15 protein-coding genes are annotated in these 13664 nt (G+C 63.5%); 3 read left to right on the top strand and 12 right to left on the bottom strand.

What is annotated here, in order from left to right; all coding sequences use genetic code 11:
* Nucleotides 1–23: 23 nt before the first annotated feature.
* Nucleotides 24–893 (bottom strand): SMP-30/gluconolactonase/LRE family protein, encoded by an 870-nt coding sequence (locus CH286_RS12965; protein ID WP_255182647.1) that lies wholly within the window; start codon nucleotides 891–893, stop codon nucleotides 24–26.
* 55 nt (nucleotides 894–948) lie between these two features.
* Between CH286_RS12965 and CH286_RS12960 the strand changes: the two genes are divergently transcribed.
* Complete coding sequence (locus CH286_RS12960) at nucleotides 949–1695, top strand: amidohydrolase family protein (protein WP_032402007.1); 747 nt, start codon at nucleotides 949–951, stop codon at nucleotides 1693–1695.
* Nucleotides 1696–1699: 4 nt separating this feature from the next.
* Here CH286_RS12960 and CH286_RS12955 read toward each other — a convergent pair whose 3' ends face one another.
* Together CH286_RS12955 and purT are read right to left on the bottom strand one after the other, a co-directional pair.
* Nucleotides 1700–2182 (bottom strand): DUF456 domain-containing protein, encoded by a 483-nt coding sequence (locus CH286_RS12955; RefSeq protein WP_094609403.1) that lies wholly within the window; start codon nucleotides 2180–2182, stop codon nucleotides 1700–1702.
* Between the two features lie 24 nt (nucleotides 2183–2206).
* Entirely contained in the window at nucleotides 2207–3403 is a 1197-nt protein-coding gene (gene purT / locus CH286_RS12950; protein WP_032401546.1) for a formate-dependent phosphoribosylglycinamide formyltransferase, read from the bottom strand.
* Between the two features lie 96 nt (nucleotides 3404–3499).
* Between purT and CH286_RS12945 the strand changes: the two genes are divergently transcribed.
* Nucleotides 3500–4576 (top strand): CaiB/BaiF CoA transferase family protein, encoded by a 1077-nt coding sequence (locus CH286_RS12945; protein WP_032402006.1) that lies wholly within the window; start codon nucleotides 3500–3502, stop codon nucleotides 4574–4576.
* 81 nt (nucleotides 4577–4657) lie between these two features.
* Here CH286_RS12945 and yczR read toward each other — a convergent pair whose 3' ends face one another.
* Nucleotides 4658–6139, bottom strand: coding sequence for a MocR-like transcription factor YczR (yczR, locus tag CH286_RS12940; RefSeq protein ID WP_094609603.1), 1482 nt, complete (start codon nucleotides 6137–6139; stop codon nucleotides 4658–4660).
* A gap of 91 nt (nucleotides 6140–6230) precedes the next feature.
* Here yczR and CH286_RS12935 point away from each other — a divergent pair, with 91 nt between their 5' ends.
* A complete protein-coding gene (locus CH286_RS12935) occupies nucleotides 6231–6755 on the top strand; it encodes a methylated-DNA--[protein]-cysteine S-methyltransferase (protein ID WP_094609602.1) in 525 nt (174 codons plus the stop codon).
* 68 nt (nucleotides 6756–6823) lie between these two features.
* Here the strand turns inward: CH286_RS12935 and CH286_RS12930 are convergent, their stop codons facing one another.
* The 8 genes from CH286_RS12930 to CH286_RS12895 form a co-directional block, all read right to left on the bottom strand.
* Nucleotides 6824–7297, bottom strand: a complete 474-nt coding sequence (locus CH286_RS12930; RefSeq protein ID WP_230592296.1) for an LGFP repeat-containing protein — start codon at nucleotides 7295–7297, stop codon at nucleotides 6824–6826.
* Between the two features lie 56 nt (nucleotides 7298–7353).
* Nucleotides 7354–8985: a signal peptidase I gene (locus CH286_RS12925; RefSeq protein WP_094609402.1), complete on the bottom strand. Its 1632-nt coding sequence runs from the start codon at nucleotides 8983–8985 to the stop codon at nucleotides 7354–7356.
* A 3-nt stretch (nucleotides 8986–8988) separates the two neighbouring features.
* Nucleotides 8989–9594: a SipW-dependent-type signal peptide-containing protein gene (locus CH286_RS12920; protein WP_032401543.1), complete on the bottom strand. Its 606-nt coding sequence runs from the start codon at nucleotides 9592–9594 to the stop codon at nucleotides 8989–8991.
* Complete coding sequence (locus CH286_RS12915; RefSeq protein WP_032401542.1) at nucleotides 9594–10103, bottom strand: hypothetical protein; 510 nt, start codon at nucleotides 10101–10103, stop codon at nucleotides 9594–9596. The genes CH286_RS12920 and CH286_RS12915 overlap by 1 nt, the downstream gene beginning before the upstream one ends.
* Nucleotides 10100–10702: a signal peptidase I gene (locus CH286_RS12910; protein WP_094609401.1), complete on the bottom strand. Its 603-nt coding sequence runs from the start codon at nucleotides 10700–10702 to the stop codon at nucleotides 10100–10102. The genes CH286_RS12915 and CH286_RS12910 overlap by 4 nt, the downstream gene beginning before the upstream one ends.
* The gene (locus CH286_RS12905) at nucleotides 10699–11250 is read right to left on the bottom strand and encodes a hypothetical protein (RefSeq protein WP_032401540.1); all 552 of its coding nucleotides are present in this window, start codon (nucleotides 11248–11250) and stop codon (nucleotides 10699–10701) included. The genes CH286_RS12910 and CH286_RS12905 overlap by 4 nt, the downstream gene beginning before the upstream one ends.
* A 9-nt stretch (nucleotides 11251–11259) precedes the next feature.
* The gene (locus CH286_RS12900) at nucleotides 11260–11808 is read right to left on the bottom strand and encodes an alternate-type signal peptide domain-containing protein (RefSeq protein ID WP_032401539.1); all 549 of its coding nucleotides are present in this window, start codon (nucleotides 11806–11808) and stop codon (nucleotides 11260–11262) included.
* A gap of 415 nt (nucleotides 11809–12223) precedes the next feature.
* Nucleotides 12224–13513: an adenylosuccinate synthase gene (locus CH286_RS12895; RefSeq protein WP_032380192.1), complete on the bottom strand. Its 1290-nt coding sequence runs from the start codon at nucleotides 13511–13513 to the stop codon at nucleotides 12224–12226.
* Between the last annotated feature and the right edge of the window lie 151 nt (nucleotides 13514–13664).

Here is a 13664-nt window from a genome sequence, read left to right as displayed (position 1 = left end):
ACCACACCACTGCGCGAAGCGCTCTACACCCGAACCGCCAGCAGCTTTCCCTCGGTCTCGATCTTGCGCTGATGCTCGTTGAAATCCGGTGCAGCGCAGACGAACAGCGTGCGGCCGTCGGATCCGCCGAGTCCGCAGGCGAATACTCCGAGATCGAAATCGAGCTGATCGAGTACCTCTCCACCCTGCGCGACGTGCAGCACCCGCTGACCCAACGCATCGGCGATCCACATCGTGCCGTCGGTGTCGATGCAACATCCGTCGGCAGCCACTTTCACCTCGCCCAGAGCCGTCGCCATGTCCGTCGACGACGGCAGCTCACCGAACGTCGCCCAGTCACGCCGCTCCCCCAGTGAACCGTCCTCGGCGATGTCGAACGCACTGATTCGGTTACCGACCGTCTCGTCGACGAGCAGTTCACCCGAACCCGTGAACGCCATCCCGTTGGGGAAGTACAGATCCGATGCCACGACGTGTGCAGAACCGTCCGGGTCGACGCGAATCAGATCGGCCGTCTCGACGGGAGCGAAGTTCATCAGGTCGAACCCGAAATTCCCGATGTAGGCGCGGCCCTGGGCGTCCACGAGCATGTCGTTGAGGTTCGCCGTCACGTACGTCGACAGGTCGGCGTGGACGGTCAGCGAACCGTCGTGCTCGCGCAGCAGCAGTTTGTAGTCGCGCATCGACACGATCAGCAACCGGCCGTCGGGCAACCACCCCAGGCCCGACGGCTGATTGGGCACCTCGGCTTCGACTCGCACGTCGGATCCGTCCTCGAGGGCAGAGACGACGCGGTGCGAATAGAAGTCAGATACCCAGATCCTCCCTTCGTGCCAGCGCGGACATTCGAAATAGGTGTAGCCGTCGAGAACGACAGTGGTCTCCGGTTTCATGTTTCGCATTCAAACACCGCGACACCGGGCCGCGACGGCGAATCAGCGAGCTGGCATGCTGAGACCCGTGTTCGACGCCCACTTGCACATCATCGACCCCCGGTTTCCGCTGATCGAGAACCACGGATTCTTGCCCGATCCCTACACCGTCTCGAATTATCTGTACGACGTGGACGGGCTCGGCATCACCGGCGGTGCGGTGATCTCGGGATCGTTCCAGGGCACCGACCAGAGCTATCTGCTGGCCGCTCTGGAGACCCTCGGGCGCGGCTGGGTGGGCGTCACCCAGATCGATCCGGACTGCTCCGACGAGGACATCGTCGCGCTCGACGAGGCGGGCGTGCGCGGTATGCGGTTCAACCTCAAACGCGGCGAGACGGATGTCGAGATGCTCACCACCCAGGCACGTCGTGTGCACGAACTGGTCGGATGGCACGCCGAGCTGTACGTCGACGCGTCCCTGCTGCTCTCGCTCGAACCCATTCTCGCGAAGCTGCCGGCCGTGAGCATCGACCACCTGGGGCTGTCGACCCAGGGTCTGCCGTACCTTTTGAATCTCGTCGACCGCGGAGTACGCGTCAAGGCAACGGGATTCGGCCGAGTGGATCTCGACATCGCCGACACGCTCCAGCAGATCCATCGAGTCAACCCCGCGGCGTTGATGTTCGGCACCGATCTGCCGGGCACCCGTGCCCCACGCCCGTTCTCGGAGAACGACATCGACATCATCACCCATGCTGTCGGCGGCGACCTACCCGCCGTGCTCGACGGTAATGCCCGGGCTTGGTATCGGGTCCCCTAGGCCCTCAGACGAGTACGGCTCCCCCGAGCCACACCGCTGAGGCGAGCAGCGCGCCGAACAGTTCCACCAGGATCGACAACCCCGCGGCCTTGGTGGCGTGCACCGTCGATCGCCAGGCCTCGGAATGGTTTCGGTGCCTGGGCACTTCGGCCACGTAGACGCCTGCGATGAAACCGATGAAGAGCCCGACGACGGGGATGACGAAAAATCCGACGATGCCGAGTAGGCCGCCGACCATCAACGACCGCATCGGCACGCCCGCCTCCCGCATGCGACGGCCCGGCCAGGTGTATTTCACGACGCCGCTCAGCACCAGCAATATCGTCCCGATCGCGAACACCGTCCACGCGGCTGCTCCGCCGGTGAGCCACGCCCACACCGCGACCGCCGCGAAGATCAAGATGGTGCCGGGCAGAATCGGGACGACGATGCCGACGAGGCCGACCAGAATCACCAGGCCGACCAGGACCTCTCCGAGCGTGCTCATGAGCTCAGTGTGCCCTGTGCCGGGTCAGACGACAGGACGAACCTTGCCTGCCGCCTCGCGGGCCCGGCTCCGCGCCGTCTCGATGTCCGACGCGGTCGACACCGCGACACCCATCCGGCGCCGGACGAAACTCGTCGGCTTACCGAACAGGCGCAGGTCGGTCTCGGGAACCGCCAACGCATCGGCGACGCCTTCGAAGGAAATGCCGTCCGCATCGACACCGCCGTAGATCACGGCCGACGCGCCGGGCGAGAGCAGCGTCGTGTCGATCGGCAAACCGAGCACGGCGCGGGCATGCAGCTCGAACTCCGAGAACCGTTGCGTCCGAAGCGTTACCAGACCCGTATCGTGCGGCCTGGGGCTGACCTCGGAGAAGTACACGGTGTCGCCCTGAACGAACAACTCGACACCGAACAGCCCGCGCCCACCGAGCGCCGTCGTGATGCGCTCGGCGACGTCGCGGGCACCGGCGAGGGCCGCGTCGGACATCGGCTGCGGCTGCCAGGATTCGATGTAGTCGCCGGATTCCTGCAGGTGGCCGACAGGCTCGCAGAAGAAGGTTCCGTCGACGGCTCGCACGGTGAGAAGTGTTATCTCGTAATCGAAGTCGACAAATCCCTCGACGATGACGCGGCCGAGGTCGACGCGACCACCCTTCAGGGCGTACTCCCAGGCCGCCACGACATCGGCGTCGCTGCGAACAACGGACTGACCCTTGCCCGACGACGACATGACCGGCTTGATGACGGCCGGAAAACCTATGGTGGACAATGCTTGTCGAACGTCGTCCAGCGAATCGGCGAAAGCGTAGGGCGAGGTCGGCAGCCCGAGTTCCTCGGCTGCCAATCGCCTGATGCCCTCGCGGTTCATCGTCAACTGCGTCGCCCGAGCCGTGGGAATCACCACGCTTCGGCCTCGGGCTTCCACCTCGGCGAGGGCGTCGGTGGCAATGGCCTCGATCTCCGGAACCACGAAGTCCGGCTGCTGCGAATCGATCAGTGCCAGAAGCTGTTCCGGGTCGCTCATATCGATGGTGAATGCGTGGTGGGCCACCTGATGGCCGGGAGCATTGTCGTAGCGATCGACGGCGATCACCTCGACACCGAGGCGTTGGAACGCGATGATGACTTCTTTGCCCAGCTCACCTGAGCCGAGCAGCATGACCCGGGTCGCGCCGGGAGTCAGTGGAGTACCGATGCGGACGGGATCTGGGGCAGTCACAGCCCTATTATCCACACCCACATTACTTGGACGACCTAGTACAAGTTAGTCTCCATGCACAATCGCAGCGCACAACGTCGGAACGAGGCAATCAACGTGTCGAACACTGGTGGACCGCTCGCAGGGCTCCGCGTCGTCGAACTCGCAGGGATCGGGCCCGGCCCGCACGCGGCACTGCTGCTGGCAGACCTCGGCGCAGACGTCGTGCGCGTACAACGCGCCGGACAGATCTCCCCCCACGACCACCAGCTGCGCAGCCGCACCATCGTCGAGGCGAACCTCAAGGACCCCGCCGACATCGAGAAGGTTCTCGGCCTCGTCGAGCGCGCCGACGTGCTGATCGAGGGATTCCGCCCCGGTGTCACCGAGCGACTCGGCCTGGGACCCGACGACGCCCTGGCCCGCAACCCGCGCCTGGTCTACGGCCGCATGACCGGCTGGGGTCAGGAAGGCCCCTGGGCCCAGACCGCAGGCCACGACATCAACTACATCTCCGTCACCGGGGTGCTCAACGCGATCGGCCGTGCGGGCGAACGCCCGGTGCCGCCGCTGAACATGGTCGGCGACTTCGGCGGCGGCTCGATGTTCCTCGTCTTCGGCATCATGGCGGCGCTCTACGAGCGACAGAACTCCGGGCAGGGCCAGGTGGTGGACGCCGCCATGGTCGACGGCACCGCCGCACTCTCGCACATGATCTGGTCGTGGCGCGGAGTCGGAGCCTGGAGCGACGACCGCGGCACCAACCTTCTCGATACCGGCGCACCGTTCTACGACACCTACGAGACCTCCGACGGCCAGTACATGGCAGTCGGCTCACTCGAGCCGCAATTCTACGCGCAGCTGCTCACCGGACTCGGCCTCTCCGATACGGACCTACCGTCGCAGATGGACAAGTCGCGCTGGCCGGAATTGCGCGAGAAGTTCACCTCGACATTCCTGACCAAAACCCGCGACGAATGGGCCACGATCTTCGACGGCACCGACGCGTGCGTGTCGCCGGTCCTCACCTTCGCCGAGGCCCCGAACCACCCGCACATGAAGGATCGAGACTCGCTCATCGACGTCGGCGGCGTCACGCAACACCGTCCGGCACCGCGGTTCTCGCGCACCGAAAACGGAGTCCCGACGCCACCGCCGTCCACCGCAACCGACATCGCGTCGGTCTGGAGCTGACGTGTGCCGAACTCGAAGTTGTGGACAATTTTCGGCTGACTTCCGTCCGTAACTTCGAGTTCGCCGTCAGCACACAGCCGCTCAGAACACCAGTGCCGGCTGTTCCGATTCGGAGCTGGGGGCAAGGGCTCGGTACGCAGCAGCCGTGGCCATCACCGCGGCCCGAAGCTCCTGCGGCTCACGGGTGTACGGCAACCTGAGGTAGCGCTCGAAGGCACCCTCCACGCCGAATCGCGGCCCCGCGGCCAGCACCGCTCCGAATGCGGGAGCCGTGGCGGCCAATGCACTCGATACCGGAGCGGGCAGCTGCAACCACAGCGACATGCCGCCCTCGGAACGGCGATAGCGCCAGTCCGGAACATGTTCGGCCAGAGCATCTTCGAGAACGTCTCGACGCTCACGCAGTTGAGACCTACGCAGGTCGAGGGCCGGTTCCGCGTCCTGAAGCAGAAATGACGACGCCAACTGGTCCATGATCGACGTACCCAGGTCGTGTGCTGCCCGCGAACCTGCGAGCTGTGAGACCAGCGACGGGTGTGCCCTGATCCACCCGATGCGCAGGCCACCCCAGAACGACTTGGACGCCGAACCGATCGTGACGATATCCGAACCGGAGACCCGCCCGAAGGATGCGACCGGGGGCGGCGGCGGCGCGTCGAGCCACAGATCCACCATCGTCTCGTCGACGATGAGCGTCATCCTGGTATCACGGGTGATGCGCGCGAGTTCGGCTCTCCCCTCGGCACCCAGCACCTGCCCGGTTGGGTTGTGAAAGTCCGGAATCAGGTATGCCACCTTGGCTGCTGTTTGCCTTGCAGCGCTTCGGATCCCGTCTAGGTCCCAGTCGCCGTCCGCGGGGCGCACCGGCACGGGCACGGGCCGGGCACCCACCCGCCTGATGGCCTCGAGGGCGTTGGGATAGGTCGGATGATCGATCAGCACGCGATCGCCTGGCGAGGTCAATGTGCCCAGCAGTAGTCGAACTGCTTGCTGCGCACCGGACGTCACCATGATCTGGTCCGCGGTTGTCGGTAGACCACGTTCGACGAAGCGCTGTGCGATCGCCTCGCGCAATACAGCCAGACCGATGGGCTCCATACCGTGCGTCGGCAGATATGCCGGAAGTGCCTGCAGCGCAGACTCGTACGCGGCCGTCATCGTCCCGTCCGCGGCCGACATCGCCGCATGAGACATGTCCACCACAGGACCCGAGGACGACGTCGACTGGATCAACATGCCATTGGGCGTCGGCGCGGAAGGCAACGCCACCGTACTGCGCGAGCCCTGTTTGCTGATCAGATATCCCTCGTCGCGCAACACCGAATACGAGGAGGTGATCGTCGTGCGACTCAGATCGAGTGCCGCCGACAGATCGCGTTCGCTCGGCAGCCCCACGCCGAGCGGAATTCGGCCGTCGTGAATGAGCAGCCGGACGCCGTCTGCCAACGCCCGATACGTCGGACGCGAGGCCTTGCGCTTACCGGATCCATCCGCGGTCGCGTCGGCGCGCCAGCTACCCAGATCGCGGGCCAGTGACGTTGCATTGAGAACTCTTGAGGCCATGCTCCCCAGTATTCGCGCACTGGCATCGAACATTCAAGTCCATTCAACGATGAACTGGACTGCTCCGCGGCAATGGGTGGATACTGGAGCCATGCCGAGCAGCACGCTCTTCGATACCGCCATCGGACGCTGCGGTATCGCGTGGACCGAGGACGGAATAGTCGCCGTTGCGTTGCCCGAACCGTCGGACGAGGCAATGGAGGATTACCTGGCCGGCTTCGGCGCTGCGCACGGGCAGGTAGACGCACTTGCGGCCGATGCGATCGACCGAATTGTCGGCCTGCTGGGCGGACGTACCGTCGATATGAGGCCGATTCCGCTGGTTCTCGACGTCTCCGAGTTCGACGCCTCGGTATATACCGTGTGCAGCGAGATTCCCCGGGGCTCGACCCTCACCTACGGCGACATAGCCCGCCGACTCGGCCACCCGGGTGCGGCCCAAGCGGTAGGCGGAGCACTCGGCCGCAATCCCGTGCCGATCATCGTTCCGTGCCATCGAGTACTCGGCGCGGGCACGGAAGTCGGAGGCTTCTCGGCACCGGGCGGAGCGAACACCAAACAACGAATTCTCGGCATCGAGGGAGTACCGGGGTTCGACGAGCCGACACTGTTCTGAATTACCGCGGTCGTAATTCGGACTCCACGACCGGATAAAAGGCGTGAAACAGGGAAGAGGAATAGTTTTCAGGCAGAAACTTCCAGCGAAGAAAGAGGGCCGTCGACTGCCGATACCAATACAGCGTCCGGCCCGGGGCTGACGTCCGATTCATCCGATCGACCACCGATGGTGAACGCACCCACTTCCGGCAACCAGCCGATGGCTCCACGCTGAAACAGGTTGTATCTACCTGAACCGGTGGGTGTCGGGCGCTCGTTGCTGATCGGATAGCCAAGTGCGCCATAGGGTCCCCCATGTCCCAGGTACCAGTCCAGGATGGGTCCGTGCACTTCGTGCGCACCACCTTCGGGTAGCGCGAACACGGTGGCGTGCGTGAAATCGAGCATTCCCCCGCCTTCGGGCCCGAGCATGAATTCACCGGTCTGCGCGCCGATCCAGGGATGTTCGTAAGCGAAGCGATCGAATTGGTAGCTGAAAACTTCCAATCCATTGTAATTCTCAGTCATCGCCCGACCTTCCGTCGCTTTACCTGACGGCAATTATCCACTCCGTTGAGCAGATGCGCAGTTCGATTCGGACATATATGTATGAATAACTAGTTCAACAGCGCAAGAATGTCCGGTGGAATCTGATCGGTGGCCGTCGGATCGATCAGCGTCCGGGACCATGAACCGCCGGTGCTGTCGAGACGAACCAGCTGATCGGGGCCGAGTATCCACAGCTGATCTCCCGTCGACCATTGCACGCCGTAGCCGTAGGCCTCACTGGACGTGGCGGGAGCGCTGTACTGAACGGTGCCGGCGGAGTCGACGATCTGCAGCGTCGGAGCGCCGTCGACATCTACGACCCGGGCAGTCGACGCACCCGAAGGCGAAGTCTGCGGAGACGCAAGAGCTGCGGGTGCCGTCGTGGTGGTCGGTGGTGGTGGTGCGGGAACTGTGGTTGTCGTCGTGATCGGCGGAACTGTCGTGGTCGTCGCTGTCGACGTGGTCGACGGAACCTCGACTGGCGGCGGAGCCGGAGCCTCATCGGTCAGCGAAGGATCCGTTGTTGTCGGGACCGGTACGAGTGTCGACTCCGGAACGAGCGGGGACGTCACTGTAGGGGACGGCGTTGTGGCTTCGGGAACGATCGCTCGCGGGGCGCTGCGGGCGGCGGTGCCTGGCGTCTCACAACGAGAGCTGGGCAGCAGTCCCCCGTTCATAATCACATTCTGGGTAGCGCTAGCAGTAGATGATCGAGCACCGGATACGGTCTGGACCGAAAAGATCCAGGTACCGGTCCGGGTGCCACCGAGCAGAAGTCCGTTCTGAAGGTCGACCGAGTTCACCGAGACGTTGCCTGTGACATCCGTTTGACCGGCTTGACGGATGGTCCACTTGTAGGTGAATCCCGCTCCCGCGGACGTCCAGGACAGAGTCACATAATTTCCGAGGAGTCCAGCAATTCCAGCACGGTTGGTACACAATACCGATTGCGGTACCGGAATCGGCAACGCCGTGGTGATGGTGCCACTGAGGGCCGTCGCCGTATCTTGTCCAGCCGCAAGGGTTGTCGGAGTGTTCGAGGCACTGATGCCAACCGCCGAGATGGCCGCAAGCGCGAGCACCACACCGAGGGTGGGCGTCCCGCGTCCCTGGGCGCTGTGCCGCCCACTGGACCGTTCCTGACGTCGATCGTCGTCGTCGGGCTGCGCAGGAGACTCCTGGGTGTACCTACGAAATCCGAACGCGGTCATGAGAAGTGCGCCGACAGCGATGCCGCCGATGAACACTGCGACCGGGCCACTGAGCCAGGTGACCGCGTAACCGAGCTTCCCGACGCTGAAAAACACACGATCGGCCTCGGACACCACATAGCTCTCGGCATCGGGCTCAGCGTTCGCGTCACCCTGAAGGAACAGCTGTGCGCTATCGGTTCCGACCGCCCCGATCTGCACGACGCGGTGGGTGATTCCGGTACCCGACGCGTTCGTCACCTTCACGATGTCGCCGACCTCGATGTCCGCGGCCGCGGTCGACTTGCTCAAAGCCAATGCGCCGGTATCGATCGCGGGGGCCATCGACCCGGACCGAAAGACCAACGGGGTGATACCGAAGAACACGGCTGCGAGCGCGAACAGCACACAGACGAGCCCGGCGACAGCGCCTGCGGTCAGCGCGATCTCGCGAAGCAGACGCGGGCCGGATCGCACGCGGGTGCTGGGGGCGGTGTGGGCGTCGGACATGATCTAGCTCGACGTCGCGGTGATTGTGTAAGTGACGGTGCCGGACAGCGCGGGGCTCGGCTGAGCCCCCGCTGTCATCGTCACGCTGATACACAGCTGATCGGATCCGTTCACGACGAGAGGCCGACTCAGAGCTGGAAACGGCTTCGAGGTTTCCAGGCCGGTGACTGTACTGATTGTCGGACCCGCGCACGCCGCGCCGGATGGGAGACCGGTGTGCACCGAAGAGTTGAGCCTGTTTCCCAGAGCGGCGTTACTGGCCACCACTGAGATCGTGTACGTGTTGGCTACGGACCCGGCCGCATTGGACACGAGCAGTCCGGCCGCGACGGTATCGCCGGGAAAAATTGCGGGATTGGCCAGGGTCGTCGAGAACGCAGTCGGATCGTTGTCCACGGCGGGGTTGCCGACCTTGATATCGAGCCTGCCGGTCGTGAAGGTGCCTGACGTCGCCGTTGCCGTATCCGACCATGCTGCAAGCGTTCCCACCGCTCCGAGGCCGAGAACTATACCGATCGACATGATGGCCCGGGCGCGGGCACTGATCAGCGCAGTACCGATCCGGCGGAGAACCGTCGCGAATCCGACGGCGTCTTCATGACGCGCCATCAGGGCTGCGCCCCTTCCTGTTCGAGTTCTCGGCCCGCGAATTCCGGACACACAGAGCTGGTGTTGTCGCTCCACTGCAGAACGAGATCCACTTCGGCAGAGGAGTTTCGAGTATCGTTTCCGGCCACATCGGACATGGTGACCGTTGCGTCGATTCGCTTCTTCTCACCGGCGGGCACCTCCACCGGCGCGCAGGCACCGAATGACCCGCCGGCAATGGACACGCTCAGTGCGCGAACGAAAGCCGAATTATCGCTGTTCACGATCACCTGAAGTCGGCCGTCTCTGTCGGTGCCGTTGTGAATGTGAAACTCCGATGTCCGGCTGTCACCCGGAACCCACCGGATGTCCTTGTCCAACAGAGGCTCGGCCAAGCTCTGCAGCCACAGCCGACCGTCGGTGCTGTAGCTTACGGACTGAACCGGACGCGCAGTTCCGGCCCCGATCAGCACGACGATCGCGAGCAGTGCACCTCCAGCGGCGGTCACCACAGCCGCATTGTTCGTCATGGCGGCGTGGACTCCTTCCGCTTCTTTCGATGATCGACGGCGGCACCGGCGAACATGAACAGTGCATACCCGGCCAATCCGATGACGATGACAGTCACTGTGATCTTTCGCTGTTCACCGTTGAGCCAGTTGTTGACATATCCCATGTATGGGACCGAGTACCAGACTTTTCCGCGAATCTGCCCGAGCTGCACAGGATTCTCGTCGTCGGAACCGTTGTTGTCGCCGCGAGTGATGAACGTCAGCTCCCCCGCGCCACTCTGCCGAGTCGCCACGATGCGGTGCGTCACCACATCGGGCTCCCCGGAACGGATCTGGTAGGTGACGGCCGTCCCGACTGCAAGCTCGACTGCATCGACCGGCTTGACCACGACCAGACTTCCGGGCGGGTACGTCGGTTTCATCGAATTGGTGAGAATCGTGTAGGGCGTCGAACCGGTGACCCTCGGAATCACAACGGTCACAGCGAGAACGAACAACATTGCCACCAGCAGCGTATACGACACGATCCGGCTCACCCACCACTGGAGGCCAGTCCGTTCGCCATCGGAAACGGCTGCCACAGTGTCGATCACATCTGTATCGTCGTCGGCGTTCATGTCTGATCAGCCCTGAACGAAAACGTCACCGTCGACGACGCACTCTGCGGCGGGGTGACACCGGCAGCGAGACGAAAACACCACAGCTCACGCGCACCTGCAGCCAGGGGCCCGGTGGCAGAAGTTTGAGCTCCAGCGGCGTTTCCGGTGTAGAGGACCGTCGCGGGCCCTGTCGGCGCACCCGTAGCCGGGCAGTTCGATTCGGCGACAACAGTTGTGACGGTCAGGGCGAGAGGAACCGTTCCGGTCGATGTGGTCCCTTGCAGCCGAAAGTTGAACGGCACGTTACCGGCGTTGCGAATCGACAGTGGAGCTTGGGAGAAGCCGTTGGGACCCAGGTTCGCCGAACCGAGCGCAGCGAGCACGTAATCGTTCACTTCTGCTCCGTTTTGACCGACTTTGATATCCAGGGTGCCGGAATTGATGGTCCCGCCGGCGATGGTCTGCTGGTCACGCCACAGCGCGCCCGTCGCCTGTGCTGATCCGAAGACCACCACGGCGACGGACGCGGCTGCCAATGCCCAATACCGGCCGTACTTGTTCGTCACTGCAACAGATCAGGGACGAACCTGGTCGAGCGTGAGGGTCATGGCGTTGAGGTCGACGCTCTCGTTCTGTGCGATCAAGTCTGTGGTATCCGCGTCGAAGGTCAACTTCACCGTGACGTTTACAACCTGGCTGCCAGCTGTCAGGGTCAGCGGCACAATCTGACCGGACGTGACCGTTCCACCCGCCCCCGTTACGGTTATTTCAGGGTCGAGCGCCGCCGCCAGATCGCTCGTGTCATCCGCGAAGACCTCGTCGAAATCGGCCGTCAACGTTGCCCGAATATTCGGGCCGGCAGACTCGATGGTGTACGAGCTGCTGTATGTCAGGATGTCGCCCGGGACGATCAGGAAGCCGGACGGATCTGACCCAATGGCAGTTCCGGATGTGGTTTCGGTCCACGCACCCGGCGCGTTCGACACGAATTGTAGTTCACCGGAGTTGATCTCGCCGCCCGCGATGGTTCGCTCGTCCTGCCACAATGCATAGGATCCCAAACCGCCGAGCAGCAGTACAGCTGCCGCCCCCGCGGCTATGGCGCCTTTGGTTGCCTTGTTCATTCGTTCTACTTTCTTCGGTGGCCTTGCAAGGCCGAGGGGGGTGACCCGGTCGGGTCGTCGGCCATCCGAAGAGGCCTCCGCAACTGGTGCGATGCTCATTGTTTCGCCACGACTACGTGGCCCGTTACCCAAGTGAAGGTAAAAGTCCAGAAGACTTTTTGGTCGGTTATTTCGAACTCTACGTTTACACATTATTCTTTGTTGTAAAGCATCAGAGAACGTAAGATTGCCTGCTCCGCTGGACGACGCTGCTGGTGAGACCGCACTCAACAGCGGATGCGTCATCACTTGACGCAATTTCCCAACACTGCCCGCTGTTCGTAGAGCCGCGGAGATCAGCGTGGGTGCGTCGTCCGGAGCGCACGAAAAAGCCCCGAGGCTCAATGCCTCGGGGCTTCGGTCTCGATCGAAATACCTACCGCAGGATGTCCCGGCGAACGATGGTTTCGTCGCGACCCGGTCCGACACCGATGCACGACATGTACGCACCCGACAGCTCTTCGAGACGCAGGACGTAGTTCTGCGCATTGATCGGCAGTTCCTCGAATGTGCGGGCACCGGAGATGTCTTCCCACCAACCGGGCATCTCTTCGTAGATCGGCTTCGCGTGATGGAAGCCGGTCTGAGTCATCGGCATTTCGTCGTGCCGCACACCGTCCACGTCGTAGGCAACGCAGATCGGCACGGTGTCCAAGCTGGACAGCACGTCCAGCTTGGTCAGGAAGTAGTCCGTGATGCCGTTGACGCGGGTGGCGTATCGCGCGATGACGGCATCGAACCAACCGGTGCGCCTGGCGCGACCGGTGGTGACGCCCACCTCGCCGCCCTGCTTGGCCAGGTACTCGCCGTGGTTGTCGAACAGCTCCGTCGGGAACGGGCCCGAGCCGACACGCGTCGTGTAGGCCTTCAGGATGCCGAGCACGGTCCCGATCTTGTTGGGGCCGATGCCGGAGCCGACCGATGCGCCTCCCGCCGTCGGATTCGAGGACGTGACGTAGGGGTACGTGCCGTGATCGACGTCGAGCAGCGTGCCCTGCGAGCCTTCGAGCAATATTGTCTCGCCGCGCTCGAGCGCCAGGTTCAGCTGCAGCCTGGTGTCGGTGATGCGGTGCTTGAAGCCCTCTGCCTGCTCGAGCACCTCGTCGACAACCTGCTGCGAATCCAACGCCCGCCGGTTGTAGATCTTCGAGAGCACCTGATTCTTGAATTCCAGTGCAGCCTCGACCTTTTGGGTCAGAATTTTCTCGTCGAGCACATCGGCCGCTCGGACTCCGACGCGGGCGATCTTGTCCTGGTAGCAGGGCCCGATTCCGCGTCCTGTGGTGCCGATCTTCTTGGCACCGAGGAAGCGCTCGGTCACCTTGTCGATGGCCACGTGGTACGGCATGATCAGGTGCGCATCGGCGCTGAGCAGCAGGTTCGACGTGTCGACATCGCGCTTCTCGAGACCGTCGAGCTCGGTCAGCAACACACCCGGATCGACGACGACGCCGTTACCGATGACGTTCTTCACGCCCGGAGTGAGGATTCCCGACGGAATGAGATGTAGCGCGAACTTGTCGCCGTTCGGAAGCACAACGGTGTGCCCGGCGTTGTTGCCGCCCTGGTAACGAACGACCCACTGGAGGCGTTCGCCGAAAAGGTCGGTGGCTTTGCCTTTGCCCTCGTCGCCCCACTGGGCGCCGATCAGGACTATCGCCGGCATGTGCTCTCCTACGTTGCTTTCGTGCGAGGACGTGCTGCAGATTTGCTCGAACGAATGCAGCAGTCACCATTTGTCGCAGGCGCGACAGTGGCCGGGAGAACAGTCTAGCCGAGCCGGTGAGCTGGCCCGCATGCCGCTACGGTGGAGCGGA

This window comes from Rhodococcus sp. WWJCD1 (assembly GCF_002258735.1).
GTDB lineage: Bacteria > Actinomycetota > Actinomycetes > Mycobacteriales > Mycobacteriaceae > Rhodococcoides.
The sequence above is the reverse complement of the archived record's forward strand: the minus strand, read 5'-3'. Positions and strand labels throughout refer to the sequence as shown.